Source organism: Allocoleopsis sp., from assembly GCF_036703385.1.
Lineage (GTDB): Bacteria > Cyanobacteriota > Cyanobacteriia > Cyanobacteriales > Coleofasciculaceae > Allocoleopsis.
This window is the reverse complement of record NZ_DATNPA010000070.1, coordinates 1-20,095: the sequence shown is the minus strand read 5'-3', so window position 1 is coordinate 20,095 and position 20,095 is coordinate 1. Positions and strand designations below refer to the sequence as shown.

General features: G+C 46.7%; 19 protein-coding genes. 7 read left to right on the top strand and 12 right to left on the bottom strand.

The genetic code is table 11. The features are described from left to right. The 8 genes from V6C93_RS03800 to V6C93_RS03765 form a co-directional block, all read right to left on the bottom strand. A partial coding sequence (locus V6C93_RS03800) for a caspase family protein (RefSeq protein ID WP_333475317.1) occupies nucleotides 1-793 on the bottom strand: 793 nt, incomplete at its 3' end. 243 nt (nucleotides 794-1,036) lie between these two features. Continuing rightward, nucleotides 1,037-3,160: a CHAT domain-containing protein gene (locus tag V6C93_RS03795; RefSeq protein WP_333475316.1), complete on the bottom strand. Its 2,124-nt coding sequence runs from the start codon at nucleotides 3,158-3,160 to the stop codon at nucleotides 1,037-1,039. Between the two features lie 200 nt (nucleotides 3,161-3,360). Beyond that, entirely contained in the window at nucleotides 3,361-4,617 is a 1,257-nt protein-coding gene (gene coaBC / locus V6C93_RS03790) for a bifunctional phosphopantothenoylcysteine decarboxylase/phosphopantothenate--cysteine ligase CoaBC (RefSeq protein WP_333475315.1), read from the bottom strand. Further along, on the bottom strand, nucleotides 4,607-4,825 hold the full coding sequence (gene isiD / locus V6C93_RS03785; protein ID WP_015186004.1) for a protein IsiD: 219 nt from the start codon (nucleotides 4,823-4,825) through the stop codon (nucleotides 4,607-4,609). The genes coaBC and isiD overlap by 11 nt, the downstream gene beginning before the upstream one ends. A gap of 225 nt (nucleotides 4,826-5,050) precedes the next feature. After that, a complete protein-coding gene (locus V6C93_RS03780; RefSeq protein ID WP_349262609.1) occupies nucleotides 5,051-5,677 on the bottom strand; it encodes an alpha/beta hydrolase in 627 nt (208 codons plus the stop codon). Between the two features lie 83 nt (nucleotides 5,678-5,760). Next, entirely contained in the window at nucleotides 5,761-6,387 is a 627-nt protein-coding gene (locus V6C93_RS03775; RefSeq protein WP_333475314.1) for a Crp/Fnr family transcriptional regulator, read from the bottom strand. Between the two features lie 236 nt (nucleotides 6,388-6,623). Next, entirely contained in the window at nucleotides 6,624-7,607 is a 984-nt protein-coding gene (locus V6C93_RS03770; RefSeq protein ID WP_333475313.1) for a CHAD domain-containing protein, read from the bottom strand. Between the two features lie 110 nt (nucleotides 7,608-7,717). Continuing rightward, nucleotides 7,718-8,431 (bottom strand): hypothetical protein, encoded by a 714-nt coding sequence (locus V6C93_RS03765; RefSeq protein WP_333475312.1) that lies wholly within the window; start codon nucleotides 8,429-8,431, stop codon nucleotides 7,718-7,720. A gap of 966 nt (nucleotides 8,432-9,397) precedes the next feature. Here V6C93_RS03765 and V6C93_RS03760 point away from each other — a divergent pair. Continuing rightward, nucleotides 9,398-10,465 (top strand): pentapeptide repeat-containing protein, encoded by a 1,068-nt coding sequence (locus V6C93_RS03760; RefSeq protein WP_333475311.1) that lies wholly within the window; start codon nucleotides 9,398-9,400, stop codon nucleotides 10,463-10,465. A 214-nt stretch (nucleotides 10,466-10,679) separates the two neighbouring features. Here the strand turns inward: V6C93_RS03760 and V6C93_RS03755 are convergent, their stop codons facing one another. From V6C93_RS03755 to V6C93_RS03740, 4 genes are all read right to left on the bottom strand, one after another. After that, complete coding sequence (locus V6C93_RS03755; protein ID WP_333475310.1) at nucleotides 10,680-10,838, bottom strand: hypothetical protein; 159 nt, start codon at nucleotides 10,836-10,838, stop codon at nucleotides 10,680-10,682. 419 nt (nucleotides 10,839-11,257) lie between these two features. After that, nucleotides 11,258-11,470, bottom strand: a complete 213-nt coding sequence (locus V6C93_RS03750; protein ID WP_333475309.1) for a hypothetical protein — start codon at nucleotides 11,468-11,470, stop codon at nucleotides 11,258-11,260. A gap of 375 nt (nucleotides 11,471-11,845) precedes the next feature. Then, nucleotides 11,846-12,478, bottom strand: coding sequence for a response regulator transcription factor (locus V6C93_RS03745; RefSeq protein ID WP_333475308.1), 633 nt, complete (start codon nucleotides 12,476-12,478; stop codon nucleotides 11,846-11,848). A gap of 34 nt (nucleotides 12,479-12,512) precedes the next feature. Further along, nucleotides 12,513-13,712, bottom strand: a complete 1,200-nt coding sequence (locus tag V6C93_RS03740) for a sensor histidine kinase (RefSeq protein ID WP_333475307.1) — start codon at nucleotides 13,710-13,712, stop codon at nucleotides 12,513-12,515. 116 nt (nucleotides 13,713-13,828) lie between these two features. Between V6C93_RS03740 and V6C93_RS03735 the strand changes: the two genes are divergently transcribed. From V6C93_RS03735 to V6C93_RS03710, 6 genes are all read left to right on the top strand, one after another. Continuing rightward, the gene (locus V6C93_RS03735) at nucleotides 13,829-14,398 is read left to right on the top strand and encodes a hypothetical protein (protein ID WP_333475306.1); all 570 of its coding nucleotides are present in this window, start codon (nucleotides 13,829-13,831) and stop codon (nucleotides 14,396-14,398) included. Nucleotides 14,399-14,621: 223 nt separating this feature from the next. Beyond that, the gene (gene bioB / locus V6C93_RS03730) at nucleotides 14,622-15,563 is read left to right on the top strand and encodes a biotin synthase BioB (protein ID WP_333475305.1); all 942 of its coding nucleotides are present in this window, start codon (nucleotides 14,622-14,624) and stop codon (nucleotides 15,561-15,563) included. A gap of 176 nt (nucleotides 15,564-15,739) precedes the next feature. After that, complete coding sequence (locus V6C93_RS03725) at nucleotides 15,740-16,657, top strand: putative selenate ABC transporter substrate-binding protein (RefSeq protein ID WP_333475304.1); 918 nt, start codon at nucleotides 15,740-15,742, stop codon at nucleotides 16,655-16,657. A 23-nt stretch (nucleotides 16,658-16,680) separates the two neighbouring features. Then, nucleotides 16,681-17,160 (top strand): GNAT family N-acetyltransferase, encoded by a 480-nt coding sequence (locus V6C93_RS03720; protein ID WP_333475303.1) that lies wholly within the window; start codon nucleotides 16,681-16,683, stop codon nucleotides 17,158-17,160. Continuing rightward, nucleotides 17,145-17,927 carry a phosphonate ABC transporter ATP-binding protein gene (gene phnC / locus V6C93_RS03715; RefSeq protein ID WP_333475302.1) on the top strand — a complete coding sequence of 261 codons (783 nt, stop codon included), beginning with the start codon at nucleotides 17,145-17,147 and terminating at the stop codon, nucleotides 17,925-17,927. Before V6C93_RS03720 ends, phnC begins: the two co-directional genes overlap by 16 nt. A gap of 631 nt (nucleotides 17,928-18,558) precedes the next feature. After that, nucleotides 18,559-20,095: PhnE/PtxC family ABC transporter permease (locus V6C93_RS03710; RefSeq protein ID WP_414644147.1), on the top strand; the 1,537-nt coding region annotated here is incomplete at its 3' end.

Genomic DNA, 20,095 nt, shown 5'->3' with positions numbered 1-20,095 from the left:
CCAAGTTGGCATCCAAAGCTTCTTGATCGCGTTGAGCAGAAGCAAAGACAACTCCTTTAGCTACCCCCGCACAGCGCCGACGGACGAGTTCTTCAGGAGATAGTTGCAACTGTTCCATCCAGCGTTTTTGATAGGCAATTTCTTCCGGACTGGGTTTGAGTCCATCGCCAGGTATGGAGCGAACTCGAAAGTTACCCCGAGTGCCGCCGCCAGAGTAACAACTATCCAGCACTGCCGTAACATTTTCTGTTTTTAAAGCCGACATCAATAGAAACAGCGTGCGTCCCATGATATCTTGTGCCACGCCATTCTTTCCCTCATCGGCTGGCACTAAGGTGCTGTTAAAATTATCGTTTCTACAAGCTTGGATGGGGTCAGGTTCTGGGAGTCGGGAACCGTGACCGGAAAAATGAAAAACGACTACATCTCCCGGTTTTGCCTGCTCAATTAAGTGTTTTTCAAAGGCAGTTAAAATGTTTTTGCGAGTAGGCTGCTTATCTGGGGTTTGATCGCTGGTTAATTTGACAATATCGTTGGGATTGAAGCCAAAACGGTGAATGAGAAGTTCTTGCTGTAAGTCCACATCAGTGTCGCATCCTTTTAAGTTCCCGAATCGTTGGGTAGCTGGATACTGATTAATTCCGACTAAGAGTGCCAGCTTGCGAGGAGTGTCTTGCGCGAGAACTTGGGCGTAGCGATTTCCTTTGTTGATAATATCCCACTGGCTTAAACCGAAGGTCGCTAAGGTTGAGCCAGCAAATTGTAAGAAATGACGGCGAGAAAGGCGAGACATGATTAAGATTTTAGATTTTAAATTCGAGATTTTGATGAATAAAATTTTATCTGTAGGGGCGGGTCTAGGGATAAACTCTCTAGATACACCGATAACTCACCATCAAAACCCGCCCTTACCCATCGATAAAAGACTTCTAATGAAATCTCTTGTAGAAGTTGTTTGATAAAACATTCATCAGTGCAGGGCAGGTTTTGAATGAAGTTTTCGGGTGAAATATAAAAATTATCCCTAAACCCGCCCCTACAAAATGATTCGTGCATTGGGTAGCTGCTGCAAAACAGCAAGCTCGGTGGCTTGGGAACCGATAAGCGGTTCGGTTCTCAGCAGTCGAGCAACATCTTTGGCTTCTTTTTCCGCACCTTTAAGGGGTTGAAATCCAGTCGGCATGGGGCTGGGATTGCCCACGACTAGCGCCCCTTGTCCTGAACGGGAACCATTTTGCCGTTGAAGGTGGGTTAACTCCAGCACTTGAATTGAGGGTGCGGTAAGAATCGTATGCTTTTCGACTAAATACTTGCCGTCTGAGTCCATTAGCGCTGGGAAGGGAACGCGGAACAGGTCTTGATGGGGAATAAAGATGATGCGAGAATTCGGGTCTGTAGGTAATAGGTCTGCAATAGGTTGAATGAGGAGTTGATGGAGTTGCTTTAAGGATTTGGTTTGGCGTTGAGGGCCAGCAGCGGGATTTGTGACACTTACCTCAAAAATGCCGTTGCGATCTTCGCCTACTCCTAGAGATTGGAGAGTGTCGGCAACGAGTTTTCGTAGATATGAATCCCCTGTGGTTGCTGCTAGCGATTTGAGGTCAACTAGTCGAAACGTGACTTTGCCGTTTGGCGAGATGACCCAAATATAGAGAAATTGCTGCCAAATAATCGAATATTGAACGAGGGTGGCATTTTGCTCCCTGGCAATTTGTTTAATTTCCTGAATTTTTAGTGGCTCAGGTGTAGTAGCTGTGGCTTGGTTGGGTGATAGTCGAGACGCTAGTAACTCAACAAAGGCGCGGGCGCGCCCTCGCTCGGCAATTTCCAGTGCTTCATTAGTTTTCTTCTGGACGATGAGGACTTGTTGTAATGTTTCGTAAGTATTTATTTGTGTGTCAAAAATAGAGACTTTTTTGGTATCATCCAATCCACCTCGTAGAGATTCTCTAATCTTAATTGCTTCCCTTAGGGTACTTTCTGCTTGAGCAAGATTGCCGGAGCGAAATAGAGCCAGCCCTAAACTATCTAGAGCATAACCTTCCTGGTCGATATCGCCTATTTTCTTGATGATTTCCAAACTTTGTTGGTAGAACTCAATTGCTTTGGCATAGTTTTCGAGTCGAAGGTAAACATTTCCCAGATTGCCGATAAATCTTCCCTCGGCAAAACGATCGCCTAGTTCTCTAGCAATGGTCAAACTTTGCTCATAGTACTCAATTGCCTTAGCATAGTTTCCTAGATCTGAGTAAGCATTTCCCAAACTCCCTAGACATGTACTCTCTCCTGTGCGATCTCCTATCTCCCGCCAAATAACTAAGCTCTGTTCGTAGTACTCAATTGCCTTGGCATTGTCTCCTAGAAAATAGTATGCATTTCCCAAATTACCTAGAGTACTACCTTCTCCGGGGTGATCGCGTATCTCTCGATATATAGCCAAACTCTGTTGGAGATACTCAATTGCTTTAGTAGAGTACCCTAAGGAAGGATAAATAGAACCTAGATAGTCTAAAGAAGTCCCTTCTTCTAGGCGATCGCCAATCTTCCTGGCGATAGTCAATCTTTGCTGGTAATACTCAATTGCTCTGGCATATTTTCCCGACCTATGGTAAGTTTTTCCCAAATTGCCTAAAACCGTCACTTGCATCTTGGGGTCTGGGATAGCTTGCGCGAGTTTTAAACTCTGCTGATAATACTCAAATGCCTTAGTGTAGTCACCCAAACTCTGGTAAGCTACTCCCAAGCTATTGAGTAACCAACCCTCTCCTTCGCGATCGCCAATTTCCTTGGCTCTAGTCAAACTTTGCTGATGATACTCAATTGCTTTGGTATATTCTCTCAGGTCAAGGTAAGCTTCTCCCAAATTCCTCAAAACCATTACCTGCATCTTAGGGTCTGGGATAGTTTGCGCGAGTTTTAAACTTTGCTGATAATACTCAATTGCTTGCCTATAATCTTTCCGGTTGTAGTAAACCGATCCTATGTTATGCAGTGACCATCCTACGATTACTTGGTCGGATATTTCTTTGGCAACTGCCAAACTCTGTTGAAAGAAGATAATCGTTCGCTCATAATCTTGAAGTTGATAGTAAGCCAGTCCTAAATCTAGCAGCGTATCTCCCTCTCTTTGGCGACTTCTATAAAAGCGGCATCTACACATTGGACTTCTTGCAGAAATCGGGGAAAGGGGAAAAGGGGAAAGGGATTAGATTTGACTTGATCATCGTCATTTTTGAGCGCTTTTTTACTTTTGCAAGAAGTCTATTCTCGTATGGAGAGAATAGCGTCGGTTCGTACCTGGGGTCGGGTCGGATGGCTTTCCCATAAGATTAAAAAGGGTTGGCTCGCTTTTGCCTTCTATTAGCCAGAAATATTGCTTACAAAATCAAATAAATGATGAGCTAGCTCTAATTTGCTGCAAGGTTCAATTTCTAGCTGGCGTCCTTGCTTATCGAGAAAGATTGCTTGATTCGTATCGCTACCAAAACCGCTGTTCGGTTTATCGATGGGGTTAGCCGCGATCGCATCTAATTTCTTATTTCGCAATTTCTCCAACGCAGGCTTGACAATATAGCCACTTTGTGCAGCAAAGCCAATTAAGCGTTGATGTGGCTGTTTGCGCTGTCCCAACTCTGCCAAAATATCCGGTACAGGTTCTAGGGGTAAGGAATTGGGAAGCAATTTTTTCGGTAACTTCTCCTGGGCATATTCAGCCGGCTTCACATCTGCCACCGCTGCTGCCATCACAATTACATCTGCATCCGGGAAGCATTCCAGCATGGCTTGTTGCATCTGGGCTGCATTCACCACCGAAATTGCCCGAACACCCAATGGTACTTCCCAGGATATGGGTGCGTGAACTAGGGTTACTGTGGCTCCTCGATGCAATGCTGCTTGTGCCAGAGCTAAACCCATCTTACCTGTGGAGGGATTGCCAATGAAGCGGACAGGGTCAAGATATTCCTGCGTTCCTCCGGTACTGATTAAAACTCGCTTGCCGACTAAATCTCGCTTCCCGTTCGTATGCAGGAGCGATCGCACCGAGGCCAAAATTTCTTCGGGTTCTGCCATGCGTCCGGAACCAACGCGATCGCACGCCAACAATCCCGCATCTGGCCCCACACTATGATATCTGGGGTCACTCAGCAGTTGCTGCCAGTTCCGTTGTACCGACACCTGTTCCCACATCTCAGTATTCATCGCCGGTGCCAACAACACGGGACAGCAAGAAGCCAGTACCGTATTCGTGAGCAAATTATCTGCTAAGCCATGTGCTAACTTACCCAATGTGTTAGCCGTCAGGGGAGCAATCACAAACACCTCAGCCCATTCGCCTAATTCAATATGCACCGGGCGAGTGTGACTTGGTTGCCAGAAGACTGGGTCTGTATAAGCTGGATGACGAGAGAGAGTTGTTATCGTTAAAGGAGTGATAAATTCTTGAGCGGCTTGCGTGAGAATTGCCCTTATATCTACCCCTGATTTAAATAAGTTAGAAACAACCTCACAAACTTTATAGGCGGCGATGCCGCCGCCTACGCCAACTAGAACTCGCCTGCCTTCCAATTTTGGGTTTTGGATGTTGGCTGTTCGATTTGGGCGTTGCTCATGCTTCATCGTAGCCTTCTAGATCGAGTAAGTAGAGGTAAGGCTCGATTAACTCTGGACGCTGAAACGCTAAGGCACGAAGTAGATGCCAATCGTCGAGTCCCTCAAAAGCATTCGTGTAATCATCCCGTTCCAAACGTCCAGCTAGTTCTGCAACGTCATCTGCCGTGAGAGCCATTAAATCGCGCTCCCGAAGAGTTAAAGTTAAAGTTGCCATTGCTCACGCCTCCCTTGAGTAGCTTCTGTGTCAAATGCTATACAGCTCTACATCCGCTTATACCATTATCCCTATTCCTTGACAGGAGTCGGGTTAAAACTACGAAGTATTAAGTGAAGGTGCGATGAATTTTTAGGATAATGCTGAAGAAGGTCGATGAAACGACCTCAACGTTGGGTCGAAGCTAAGCGTGAGAACGATAACCGTTCTACACGGCGCACCAGTCTAAGAGGCTGCTGCGCTCGTATTAACTAAAATAAACTCCCGAATCACCTCCACAACGTCGGGTCGAATTTCATGCCCCATATCAAATTCTCTGTACTGCATCGGTGTCCCCAGGCTGAGTAAATAATCTCGTACCCTCTGAGCTGCATTGACAGGCACAACCGTATCTTGCCTTCCATGCACAATTAAGACGGATGGCAAAGGCGGCTCGATATCTTGAGGTGTTCGATGCAGATAGCCGCTCATACAGATTAAACCCCCTAGCGGTAACGTTAACCCCACATCAAGGGTCATTGCTCCACCTTGAGAGAAGCCGCTCAAGATAGTGGACTCCAGGGGAACACCGGTCTTACTTTCTAAAGACTTGAGCCAGTCTTCTAGCACCTCTTGACTAAGGGTTAACCCCTTGTAATCTTCCCTGGCTAGGTCGTACCACATTTTGCCTCCCGCTACTTGAGGGTGAGAAAAAGGAGCATTAGGAAGCAGGAAGTGGTAATTGGGCAGATTTAACATAGGCACGAGAGAAGCCAAATCTTGGGCGTTGGCTCCCCATCCGTGTAGAATGACGATCAGTCCAGCTGGGATCTGGCCCGAAGCTGGGGGAATTGAGATAGCGTCGAGAGACAGAGCCTTACTCCTAAAGAATGCAACTTATTACTTAGTAATAGATGTGAAGCTGATATTCTAAAGGATTTTTTCGCAAATGGCGCTCACCAATCCGCAATATTTTTGAAGCTGTCATTCAAGATAATATGGCGATCGCGATCAATGCTAATTGCACCTTCACTTTTAAGCTTGCTCAGGAGTCGCGTAACCGTTACTCGTGTTGTACCGATCGCATTGGCAAAGTTCTGATGGGTTAGTCGCACCCGTAGACGAGTCCCTTCCGCCACGGGTTCACCAATTTCCCGCTTCATCAGAAGTAGCAACTGCTGCAACCGATCTTCAACCCGGCGATGACCGGATATGGCTAGCAGTGCCTCTGTCTGCCGCATCCGACGTACCATCTGGGGTAAAACAATCTGAGCTAGACGGGGTGAAGCATTGATTTCCGCTAAGGAGAACCAAATGAGATGGACATCCGAGAGGGCTGTGGCCTGGTAGGATTGCAGCAGAGAACACCACTGACCAAAGAACGTGGAAGGTTCTGCCCAACCTAACCACACCTCCTCACCGTTCTGGCAAACTGTACTTAGCTGCACGAGTCCCTGGCAGACCTGCCAGACACCTTGGGAAACTAGAGGGATAACGTCGCCTTTGGCATAAAAATGCAAGCGGCGTCCTTCCTGTAATTCGTTGCGATCGAGTTCTAGAATTGCTCTGAAAGCTTGGGGCATGAGGTGCAACTCTTTTGGTGCGGTGTACAAACTGGCGTAGATTGCCAGCAATACTTTAAGCGCCCAAGGTAAAGGCTCGGTAATCAGGAGATTAAACGCTGAGTTCTTTGTCAGAGCAATTCAGGAATTTCCCCTAGTACAGCGCAGCAGAAATCAATGACCAGCTTGCCAATCTGCCCTAATCCCATAAACACTAACTATTTAGCCTGCTGTTCACTGTTCACTGTTCACTGATACTACGGTGTGCTTGGAGCAACCGATTTTAGCAAGGTCTGATGTAAATCTCTTCGGGTTTGGGGATTGAGATATTTCTGCTGTAAAGGCCGCCACTCTTGCCATGCCTGGTAACGCGCTTCTGTGAACTGACTAGCAAGCGTTGGCAGTTGAGTGATATTCCCTGAATCCAGAGTTCCTTTCAAAAATTCGGCTAAAACGAAACTATCTTGAATGTGTCCCAAAATGCTTTGGATGGCTTTGATGTCTTTGACATAATCTTCATAAGTGGAGCCATAGAAGTCGGTGAATAACTCCAACTGATAGCGTACTCGCTTGGCTTGCTTGCGCAGGCTATGAATGCTGTCTCCGTGTGTGTTTAAAAGCTGCACCACGATCTCCGAATTCAGCCCACTGGGAGCAGCGATCGCTCCGGCTTCTAGTTTTACTCCGACTAACCAAGCTGGATGGAGCAAAAATTCACTAATGAGCGGCAACAACAAATCTGGCAAAATCTCATCGATGGGAAATTCAGCCAATTCACCGTAAGCAGGTTGCTTGAGCCAGTTTTGCAACGCCTGCTTCAGTTGTTCATAGCGTTCTTCTTTAAGCGTGGTCTGAACCAGATCTAGGGACTTTTGACGCTGCTTTTTTAGAGTTCCCAGAACTTTCTTCAGGGCGTCTTGTTCGGCTGGTGGTAGATTTTTCAGGTACTGATTTTTGAGAGTATCTTGCAGTACATCTATATCCCGTAACTCGCCCAGTTGTCGGGCGATTTTGGCAATTTTTTTCTCTTGGGCGGCTGATGGGAGTGAGAGCGCGGGTGCAAAACCATGAACCGCTGTACGCAGGCGACGCATTCCGACGCGCATTTGATGTAAAGCTTCCGGGTCTTTGTCTGCGAGAACGTCAGTCTCGTGCTTAATTGTTTTCTGGAAGTGTTTTTCGATCGCGATATACGCCCAATGACCTAATGTCTTTGGGTCTAATGATGTATTTTTTGTCATTGGAAGCAGATGCTGGCTTTCATTTGGCGGAATTGAAAGCCTAATTTGAGTAGTTTTAATTTCAAGCAACTCAGCTTAACATAATTCTGAACACGCGTATGTGATATACACTACTTGAACCAAGAGGGTTGGGTAATGTTCATAGGACGGGCAATCCATAAGTCATAGCGAACTGAAGATATGCCGGAGGGCACATGCTTAAGGAAGGGCTTGCCACTCCAGATTTGGCAGCTACAAACCGTTTTTTGCTCTTGGAGTTCAAACCCACCCATAGTAGGGATTAGCTGCAAAAATTCAATGTGCCAATGCGCGGGTTCAACGGCAATGTAAGAGGCATCGATGTTTTTTTCGCTGGGGTTGGAATGCCGTGAATCGCGCTTGATGGTAAGAGGCATAAAGTCGATATCCAGCAAATACGACTCGAATCCTTGCTGCTGAGCAAACTGAAGAACGTCTTGCCAGTCATGAACCGGGAGCTGTTCGCCATTGCGGTGGCTGTCTTTGGTAAAGCAGAACCCTCCAAACAGCCAAATCAGTTTTGCGATGATACTTTCAACACGAGAGCGATCGCCAGTTAAGACTTGAACATCTTCCGGTAAGAGGATACGACCGGGTACACACCACCAATATTCCCAAAATGTATCAGCATCCCAGAAAATGAATCGCTTAACCACACCCGGAATGCGATCGCGCCGCTGAATCTCCCGAATGTCCTCAACAGAGGCACTTTGAGGGTCGGGAATTGGCAAGTCCAAATTCTGCTCTAGAGGATGTTTTAGCGCGATCGTTAGTTCCTCAGGCAGGAAGGAATCAAAGTCAATCACAGGATATCTCCATGTTGCGAATCGGGTATGTTTCTGGAATTTCCTAGCATAAAACGTTGAAAATGGTAACTGTAGCTTGCCGACTCTGACGTGCAACCATTATCTTTATAGAATAAGTTTTTTAGAAGTGGCTTCGCGCCGTTCCAGGGCAAATTCAATTGACAATGCCCACTATCTTCACACTTGGTCTACCTCTGTAGGATTGGAACGGATAGCTGCCAAACAAGGCGCTTTCTTTAAAGCACGTTATATTTCTAAAGACTGGTTATTGGACAAGAACGCACTAACTACACGGAACACAATCCTGATCCAACTGTATGACGCCGAGCCAAGACTTGGGAGCAGCAGTCAAGTCCACCGGGGCATTTGATACAAGAGACTTTTCCAGTTTGATGCCGAGACCTGGCTGGAATCAGAACCAGCCGTCCTGGGAAGGATTTTTGTAGCAGTTGTGACAGCAGAAATGGGGTGAACCCCAAACTGATGGAAGTTCTTCTGTGATTTCGTTCTATATCCATAGTGCAGTGTTCGGGGAGGTGACATAGTCTGAGTCGCCCAAAAATAGTTTTCTTGATTTGACAGAGGTTATAGACACCATCAATAGTGACTCTATCCAGAGTGGCTGTTGCTAGGAAGACTTCGAGGGCTCAGCCTTGAGATAACTCACTGATGTTTGAGCCGGAGATAACTCTTAGCGGCGGAAGTGGTACAAAGGCTAGCCAAAACAAGACAAAAGTCTTCAATTTGGCTCTACTTCCTTAACAAACGCTACTTATTTCCCTGTACTCACATCATTGTTTTAGCCATTTTTATGGCTTAAGACGCTTAGTTCATTTCTTCCGCTTATTACCCAACCTTAGTAAGTTCCAAGGAGTTATTAGCTAACCCCTGCCACCTGAGCATTCTTTTAAGAAAATCAGGTCGAGCCTGGAGCTGATAAACAGCAACTAAAATCAGGCAAAATTTATGAAAGCAAGCGAATTTTCAACTGAAACTGAACTGTTGAGTCGGCACGAAACAGGAGAACGAAATTTTCCGGGTGCCAGACTAAGTGGAGCCGATTTAAGTGGCTCTAATCTAAATCGAATCAATTTAAGTCAAGCCCATCTGAATGGGGCAAATTTAACAAAAACTAAACTGATCAGAGCTAATCTCAGCAATGCTGATTTGAGGGTCGCCAATCTCACAAAAGCGCAACTCATTGAAACCACTCTCTCACGAGCAGATCTGACGCAGGCCATTTTGAGTGAGGCAGATTTGAGCGGAGCAATTTTATCAGGCTCTCTGCTATCAGGAGCTGACTTAAAACTAGCGACTCTGATCGGTACTAGCCTGATCGGTGCCTTGATCAAGGGGGCAAAGCTGACCAAGGTGAACTTGACTGGGGCAACATTGAGCCGAGCCATTCTCGTGCAAGCTGATTTGAAAAAAGCAACATTAAATCGAGCCATCCTTGGTGAAGCTGATTTGAGTGACACCAACCTCAGTGGAGCAAGTTTGATTCGAGCTTATTTGCATCGGGTGAACTTGCGTCGGGCAAATTTGGAGGAGGCTGACCTGAGTGAAGCGGATCTCAAGGGAGCTGACCTGAGTGGAGCTAATCTGCGAGGGGCAGATTTGCGAGGGGCAGATTTGCGAGAGGTGAATTTGAGCAATGCTGACCTGAGTGGAGCTGACTTGCAAGGAGCCAATCTCAGCCTGGCCAACCTGACTGGACTGTTACTGAAGAAAGCCAACTTACGGGGTGCAGACCTGAGTAAGGCTAACCTGCACAAAGCTAACTTGTCTAAAGCTAATCTGTCGGGTGCCAATCTGCTGGAGGCTAATTTGCTTGAGGCTAACCTTAGTCAGGCAAATTTGTTGCGATCGGGTTTACTACTCACTTATCTGACAAATGCCAATCTCAGCGGAGCGAATCTGAATGAAGCCAACTTGATTGGAGCAAACCTGAATGGAGCTAACTTGAGTGAAGCGTCATTGGAAGGAGCGATTATGCCCAACGGTACAACCTACTGTCAAAGTGACCGAGTATAAGCTCTGTTCTCGCTTGGTTTAAACCCCGGAATCCCAAGCCGTCCCACGAGGGCGGTGTTGGGATGAGACGGCGGTAAAAATTACAGGACACAAGCCAGAAATCCAACGTCATGAGAAGGCGTGGGAATATCAATTTTGTGCCATCTGTTGCCAATATTAAGCGGGATAAACTTGAAAACGGCAATGTTTCCCTATCTCAATCAGATTTCTATTTTCAAGCTAGTTGCTGCACTTCTTTGTTAACTTTCAGGCTAGAGGGCAGTTTGACGCTCTGTCGCAATCCTGATTCAATCTGCTGGCGAAGGGTAATATTCTTACTGAGCCAATGCTGTTGCTCTAATTCGGCTTCTCGCAAACTGGTTAAGTCTGGCATTTCTTGATAGCAATGGTTACAAAACCAGAACGTTCTTTTGAAAGTAATGTGTCGAAGTAGAGTTTGTGAGCAGCAAGGGCACAAGTGGTTATTCAACATAATTCTTGTCTTTTTTTCTAAAAACTTGAAAAAAATTAGGCTCTATTCATTGGAAAGTTTCCTTTTATATTTTTCCTTGTTTTTTGATAAAAATAGTTTTATTTTCCCAAAGATTAGTGAACAAATATTAACTCAACAAAGACGTTTAAAAATGAGAATAAAAAATTTAACTGTTTACCAAAAAATTAGAAAACAGTCAAAATTTAGCTGATAAATATCAGCTTTTTTAAGAAGTTTTTTAGCTGTCTCAAAATGAAAGTGTCTGTGTTGCCTTGCTCGTCTCTGGTATTGCTGAGTAACCTGAGAATATTTTCTGATTTCTAGTCTATTGATTCGACTACTCTCAGCAATCCATGACGCACACCGTAAAACACCCGGTCGATCAGGGTGCGGTCTTGCTCATCAAGCTCCTCTCTAGACAGTAGAGCCCACTTGAGTATCTGCTGATCTGTATAAGTAACTCTTCGCTCCATCAAGATTTGCGCCACAAGTTCTTCGATACTAACCGAGGAGGAAAACAGTTGAGCTGACATAGTATCTTTACCGAAGAGATTTTATATATAACTAATATGAACTTCTTGTCAAGATATTTCTGTGATCCCTAAGATAGATAAAATGTGACTGTAAAATATATTTTCTTGTGATGCTTGTCACAGCATCGTTCAATTAGTTGCAGCTGATGACAGGAAAAGCAGGAGAGACAGAAGCTGTAATGCACGACTGTCGCTTGGCTCCAAGTCAATCAATGCAAGGATTTTGGATTTACGATATTAGGGTATTTGTGTCAGTCTGCACTAATGCAAGAAGGCAGAGGGCAGAGGGCAGAGGGCAGAGGGCAGAAGGAAAAAAGCTTGTACAGTAAGCTATTTAACCTTTTTCAACTGGATAGTTATTTCTGCCAAGCTGGTCTAGTGCAAAAAGGAATGAGCGATAATAGCGGCCTGGGTGCGATCGCGCAAACCTAACTGACTGAGAATGCGCGTTACATGATTTTTCACCGTTCCTTCGGAAATGTAGAGCGTCTCTGCAATCTCGCGGTTGCTAGCACCAGCAGCAATTAGCCGTAAGACTTCCTTCTCTCTAGGCGTTAACTCTTCCCAACCCGGTGGAGGACTAGCCGGTGGAGTAGGAACTTTTGGCATCGCCTTTTCAAACAATCCTGGCCCTAGTTGGGTGTAACCTTTGTAAACGGCTCGAATGGCTGCCGCTAACTCTTCAGAAGGGGTGTCTTTGAGTAAATAACCCTTTGCGCCGTAGCGTAGCGCCTGTGTCACGTATTGATCATCATCAAACGTGGTTAGCACTAACACTTTTGTCTGGGTGAAGCGCTGACCAATTTCCCGCGTGACTGCCACCCCATCCATGACAGGCATCCGAATATCCAGCAGTACGACATCCGGGTTTAGCGTTTCTACGAGTGCGATCGCAGTTTGTCCGTTTTCCGCTTCTCCAACGACCTCCAAATCTAGCTCTAGTTCTAGCAGCGCTCTCAATCCTTGACGAATTAAACTTTGGTCGTCTACAAGCAATACACGAATCATGGTCAGTCATTAATTAGGGTCACGGGTCACACATCTATAACCTAGGTAAGGGAAAATGGGCGGTAATTCGACATCCAGCTCCCGGTTGACTATAAATAAGTAAGTGACCTCCTAATGCTAGAGTGCGTTCCCGCATTCCTTGCAGACCAAAACCTGTTGTATTTGCCTCTACATTAAATCCTCTGCCATTATCCTGAATGCTTAAGTTCAGCTCGTTTATTGTCGCCTGTAGCTGAATTTTGACTTCAGTAGCTGATGCATATTTCCAAATATTTGTCAACGATTCTTGTACAATTCGGTAAACAGCGGTGTGAACATCAGGGGGAAGGGGACGTTCTAAAATCAGGCTACAAGTCGGTACAATGCCTGTTGACCGTTGAAGTTCGTCGGTTAAGGAAGCGATCGCGTCTTCCAGAGGACGCCCTTGCACAGGGTCAGAGCGCATGGCAGAAACAGATTGTCGCACCTCTTGGAGTGACTGAGAACCTAGCTGTTTTGCCCGTGCCAGGAAGGTTTTCGCCTTGTCGGGGTTGGATTGCCAAAGTTTTAGAGCCGTTTCCAGCTGAATGTTGAGTGCGGTTAGGGAGTGTCCTAGGGAATCGTGGATATCACGAGCAATACGGTTCCGTTCTTGAAGGATGGCTTGGTTTTCAATTCGCAGAGCGTATTGTCGTAGTCTTTCATTTGCGATCGCGAGCTTCTCCCGACTCTGACGCTCTGCTACCATCGAATTCATCGATAGCAACACAAACATAAAGGTTAATCCAAATAAAAGCGCATATCCCAGGATAAAAAATTGCAATCGCTCCTGTAATAAGGGGGATGCAGGGATACGCTGAAAGCGGTTGACTAACGTGAGCAGAAATAAAGAAAACGATAAACCTGTTACCACCAAACGACCGGGCAGTTGAAAGATTAAGCAACTGCGAGTCACAACAATCAGGTAGAGCAATGGAAAAAGCCGAACGGTTCTACCGCCTGTAATGGAGGTGAGTACAATCAGTAAAACTTCTATAAACGTGTAGAAAACTTTGTAACCCTGCCTACCCGTTGGCAATCTCAAGCCCATCAGTCCAAAGCCAATAATCAGGGAAACGGTCAACTCTGGTAAGCGGAAGCTTCGTTGATGGGGAGCTGGTATGAGTTCAGTAAAAATAGCCACAAACAGAAGCATCCACTCTAGGTAGAGCAGAAACCGAAAGGGATGATTGTGGACTTGGATGGGGCGGCTCACGGGAAGAGGTTAAATACTTAACCCTACGTTAAAGGGTCTTGAGCAGAAAGCGCTCGTCACTTTCTTCAGGAAGTTGTTATGACAAAAGTCATGCTTCAATTCATGACTTTCTCCTCATGTGGCTCAAGAGTGCAAATTCCTATGATGAGGACATCGAAACTCAAGTTATTCTCAACGAGGTCACGATGAAAATCAAACTGATGCCAATGTTAGCTGGAGTACTTGTCCTTGGTGCTGTTGCAGCTCCCTTCGCCGTCAACGCCCAAGCTAACTCATCCGCAAAGCCATTAATGGCGCAAGCCCAACAAGGTCAACGCCAAGGTAAAGAAGGTAAATGGGCGAAGCTCAATTTGACTGATGCACAAAAACAGCAAATGCGTCAAATAAAGGAAGAGACTCGCGCCCAGATTCAAGAAGTCCTCACCCCAGAGCAACGGGCACAGATGGAAACGATGAAGCAAAACCGTCAGGGGCAAAATGGACAAGGGCAAGCTCGTCAAGGACGACGAGGTGGTATGGCGCAGCTGAATCTGACAGACGCTCAGAAAGCCAGCATCAAACAGATTATGGAATCACAAAAAGCTCGCATGGAGCAGGTTCTGACGGCTGAGCAGCGGCAGCAAATGGAACAAATGCGCTCACAGTGGCAACAACAACGGCAACAGCGTCAGCAGAGCAAAAAGTAATCAAGTGTTGGCATCAACTTGATTAAAGTCAGGCAACTGTAAGGTAATTAACCTGTAGTTGCCCCAATCTAAACCTTTAAGGCTCACACAGAATTCCTCACCAAACGCATAGACTAACCGGGTGTGTCACGACACACCCTTTCTTTTTCTTAAGTCCTGGCTGGTAATCTTTACTCTGAACACGAGAGTCGCTTATACTTGACCCCCAGCTTAGATATCTACCATGTCTGCAACACGCGATCGCATCTCTCAAATCTACCACCAGCCCCTACCCGACCTTCTCTTCGAGGCTCAGCGCACCCATCGAGAACACCACGATCCAAACGCTGTCCAACTTTGTACACTCTGCAACATCAAGACGGGTGCCTGTCCAGAAGACTGCGCTTACTGCTCCCAGAGTGTTCGCAATAAAACGGGACTTGTCCCTCAAGAATTGATGAGTATTGAGGCGGTGGTAGCGGAGGCGCAAGCCGCTAAAGCCAATGGTTCCACACGGTTTTGCATGGGTGCCGCTTGGCGAGAAGTCAAAGATGGCTCCCAGTTTGATCGCGTTTTGGAAATGGTGCGCCAAGTCGCCTCTCTCGACATGGAAGTCTGCTGTACTCTCGGTATGCTCAAACCTCACCAAGCTGAGCGTCTCAAAGCTGCCGGCCTAACGGCCTACAATCACAATCTCGATACTTCGCCTTCCTACTACGAGCAAATCATTACAACGCGAACCTACCAAGATCGCTTAGAGACGATTCGTGCAGTTAGCGCGGCTGGAATTTCCGTCTGCTGCGGCGGTATTCTAGGGATGGGAGAATCGGTTGAAGACCGCATTGAATTACTGGAAGCGCTGTGTACACTCGATCCGGCTCCAGAGTCCATCCCAATCAACTGCTTGATTCCTGTAAAAGGTACTCCATTAGAGGATGCCCCAGCTATTGATTCAATTGAACTAGTACGAGCGATCGCAACCACTCGTATTTTATTCCCTAAAGCAATGGTGCGCCTGTCAGCCGGTCGTGTACAGATGAGTGACGAATTACAGGCACTGTGTATGCTTGCCGGTGCCAACTCGCTCTTTACCGGCCCTGTCTTACTGACTGCACCTAACCCGACTCACTCCCACGACGAGGAGATGCTAGAACGTCTAGGCATGATTTCCAAACCTCTGACTTAGTCGAAACCCTGAGCCAGTAGGATGCGTTAGCAACGCGTAACGCATCGATGTGGATGTTGTAGTAAGCTTTGAGGAAATTGGGATAACAGGCCTCTGGTGGGTTATGGCTACGCCTAACCTACCCTACTCACTGATAAAGTCTTAAACAGCAAGTAAAAAGGAGTGCGGATACTGGGATGAAAAACGTTTTTTTGTCGGGACTGTTGGTACTGTTGCTACCTCTAGTCGCTTGTTCTCCCAAAACAGCAGGGACTTCAGGAACAACCAGCACCAGCACGACAAAAACTCTCTCAATCGGTGCTATTCCCGACCAAGACCCGCAGAAGTTGCAACGCAAGTATGATAAGCTAGCTGCTTACCTTGAGAAAGAACTGAGTGTGCCCGTAAAATACAAGCCTGTTACCGACTATAACGCAGCGGTTACGGCGTTTAAGGTGGGGGATTTGGAGTTAGTTTGGTTTGGCGGATTGACAGGGGTTCAGGCACGCTTACAGGTACCCGGAGCAGAAGCGATCGCACAACGAGATGCAGACGAGAAATTCCACAGTCTCTTCATTGCGAACAAAAAAAGCGGACTCAAACCCTTTAAAAATATATCCGAGCTAAAACAGCTCAAAGGACATACCTTCACCTTTGGGAGTGATTCCTCCACATCTGGGCGTCTGATGCCTCAATACTTTCTCAAACAGGCTGGACTTAAATTGGAAGATTTTAAGGGTGAAGCTGGATTTTCTGGCGACCATGATAAAACGATTAAACTCGTGGAAGCGGGAACTTACGAAGTTGGCGTAGTGAACGAAAAAGTTTGGGAAAAACGAACTCAAACTAAAGAAGTAGACCTGAACCAAGTAGAAGTTCTTTGGCGAACGCCTGCTTACTACGACTACCACTGGGTCATTCAGCCAGCGGTCAAACAGAAATATGGCGAGGATTTTGTCAAAAAAGTGCAGAATGCCTTCTTCAAGCTAGACCCAAAAGTACCAGAACATAAAGAAATTCTTGACCTGTTAGATGCTAAAAAGTTTATTCCTACCCAAAATGCTAATTATGCCCAGATTGAGGCAGTCGGTCGGGAAATTGGCAAAATAAAGTGATAGCTTAGGCAGTGGCCTCCAAGATGGACATCACATTCAAAATTACCGACTACTCAGATATTGAAATTTTGATGCAGCTTATCCGAGAGTTTCACGAAATTGAGCATCTTCTCTTTGATGAGGGAAAGATTCGCTCTTTGTTGGAAAAAATTATGAGAGAAAATTCTCTAGGACGGATATGGTTGATTCAAGATAGCGGTGATGCGATCGCGCAGAGTACAGCACCAACTGTGATCGGTTACATTGTCCTGACGTTTGGCTATAGTTTGGAGTTTCTAGGGCGCGATGCATTTATTGATGAACTTTATATTCGAGAAGGTCATCGGGGACAAGGAATAGGAACAAGAGCTTTACAGTTTGTACAACAGGTGTGTCCCTCACTAGGAATTCAAGCCCTTCATTTAGAAGTTGATCGCAAAAATACAGACGCACAACGCTTATATCACAAGGTTGGTTTTGAAGACCACGATCGCTACTTGATGACCAAATGGATCGCAACCTGAGCAGCAACATCAAGTCAGTTGCACCGATTTTTGAATTCAAAAATGTTACCCATCGATTTGGTCATTTTCAATCGCTCACCGATATTAATTTAAAGATTCAACCGGGAGAACGGGTTGCCCTTGTTGGTTCTAGTGGTGCGGGGAAAAGCACCTTGATTAGCTTACTCAACGGCACACTACTACCGACCTCTGGAGAAGTCTGGGTACTCGATCGCAATCTCACCCAGCTTCGTCCCAAGGCGTTGCGTCAAGTCCAGCGTCAGGTTGGCACAATCTACCAGCAATTTCATCTAGTGGATAACCTGCGGGTAATTCACAATGTCAATGCTGGGCATTTAGGGCGTTGGTCATTTTTTAAAGCTGCCTTTTCCCTGATGTGGCCTCAGGAAGTCGAAACGGCTGCCAAAGCTCTATCACAAGTCGGCATTCTAGAAAAACTCTATTCTCGCACCGATCAACTCTCTGGCGGTCAACAGCAACGAGTCGCGATCGCGCGCGTCCTCGTGCAAAATCCTACCGCTATCCTCGCGGATGAACCCATCTCCAGCCTCGACCCAGAGCGATCGCGTGAGATTATGGACTTGTTGCGCCAGCTAAGTCAGGAAACCGGCAAGACGTTGGTTACCAGTCTCCATGCGATCAAATTTGCCCGTAGCCATTACCAGCGCATCATCGGTTTGCAGCAAGGGCGTATTTTGTTTGATACATCTGCTGAAACTCTCACAGATAGAATGATTGAGGAACTATATAACCTTCACACCCCCTAGTTTTGCCCCCCCAGACCCCCTCTGCTATTTCCACGTTAGGTCGAATGGCACTGATTTAAGAATTGCTTACCTCACCAATGAACCCTTGTGCAGGGGGTCTCTAGGTAGGCACTCCGTCCCCCAGTGGGGGGATTGGGGGGAACCCCCCCAATCCGGGTTTTTCCAAGAAACGATCACTTTTCCCCTAAGTCAGTGACATTCACGTTAGTAGGATACAGCTTTTGCTAAGAGCGCGATCATATCGTGATCTTGCCTTGTGGCGTGTGCAACCCAAAATCGGTATAGTACTTTATGAGAGCGGGTGAAACTTTTCTTTACAAAAATGCTTGAAAAGCTGATGCTTTCGTTAAAAAAGAAAGGGGTATCAACCCCTATCGCTGTTTTGCATAAATATGTAACACACCCCTTGACCTGTAAGACAGATCGTATTACGCTTTAAATACTGCGGACTGTGTCCAATAGGTTTGAGTCTTCCTCAGGTAATTACGGGCTTTACCTCCTCCATTACCTGAGGGGTTTTTTTAGTGGGTATTTTTGACCCAGAAAAGTCTCAAAACACTATATCTCCGCCCTAAAAAGTCTAATGTACGCTACATATACGGCAGCTAGAGAGCGTCACTTGGGCTTTGATATGAGAAATACTCCAATTCGCCAATCAGCGGCTTTGCCAAAGCGCCCCTCACTGCTCAATGCCAGAAGTCTGTGGGGTTTGCTGTTTGTGGCAGCCTTTGTCTGGTCGTTGCACTCAGCAGGTTTATTTCAGAGGGAGTTGGTGAATGTTGGGGGCTGGACTCTCGTCTGGCGCTTTCTCATGGCTGTGACTCATCCCGATCTTAGCCGAGAATTACTCCAGCTCGCTCTGGACTCGACGCTCAAAACATTAGCCTTTGCCGTGTGTGGCACCTTTTTTAGTCTGCTGATTGGTTTGGTGGGTGGCGTTCTCTGTTCTGAAGTGTGGTGGCAGTCTGTTGCAAGAGTTAGGGGTCAGGGGTCAGGATTTAGGGGTCAGGCTCCTTGGCTAGTAATCAGGGCAGTTTTATCAGTTCCTAGAGCGATTCATGAACTGATCTGGGGATTATTTTTCGTCAATATCTTTGGTCTTGACCCACTAGTTGCCGTGTTGGCGATCGCAATTCCCTTTGGTGCCATCACCGCTAAAGTCTTCTCTGAGATTTTAGACGAGACACCCCGCCAACCGTTGCTAGCACTTCTTAACAGTGGCGTCCCACCCCTCAACGCATTCACCTATACGCTGCTTCCCCAAGCCTTTCTCAATCTCCTCTCCTACAGTTTCTATCGGTTTGAGTGTTCCATCCGTTCCGCCGCCGTACTGGGGATTATTGGGGCGGGTGGATTGGGCTATCAAATCCTCCTCAGTCTCCAGTCCTTGCGCTACGAGCAAGTGTGGACGTTCCTCTTTGCCCTGATTGTCTTAAATGGACTCACCGACTTCTGGAGTGCGCTACTTCGCCACCGCTTGGGGGCACCGAGTCGCCTGGATTTGAACGTACTGAATCTCCGAGCCGGGAAAAAGCCTCTTCACCAACACGATCCAGTCGTCAGGGGGTCATTCCTAGGTGTTATTGTTCTGCTCGTCTTCTCCTTCTGGTACGTTCAAGCCGACTTCTCCAAACTCTGGGCACCACGAACCGCCGAACTGTTAGCAGGAGTGGTGCGGGATGTTTTCCCCCCCGATCGCAGCCAGATGAGTCAGCTATTCACGCTTTCGCTTCAAACCCTTGCTATGTCTATCCTGGCAATGGCTGGCGCTGGATTAGGGGGCATTGTCTTCTCGTTTCCTGCTGCCCATAACTTCCTATTACCCGGAGGGATTTTTGCTCCTAGCAGTAGCTCCTCTCGACTTGCCGAAGTTCGGGGCGCTAATTTAAGAGGGGCAAACAGATGGCTACCCCCCTTTCTAAGGGGAGCAAGGGGGGATCTAAATCGGTGGAGTGGAATCACCGTACTGATTTTTACCCGCTTCCTGCTACTAGCGGCGCGTGCTGTCCCTGAACCGATTTGGGCGCTACTGTTTCTGTTTGTCATGTTTCCAGGGATTTTGCCAGGAGCGATCGCACTTGCATTACACAACTTCGGTATTCTGGGACGACTAATGGCAGAAGTGGTGGAAAATCTGGATGAACGTCCGTTGCGATCGCTCAAAGCCT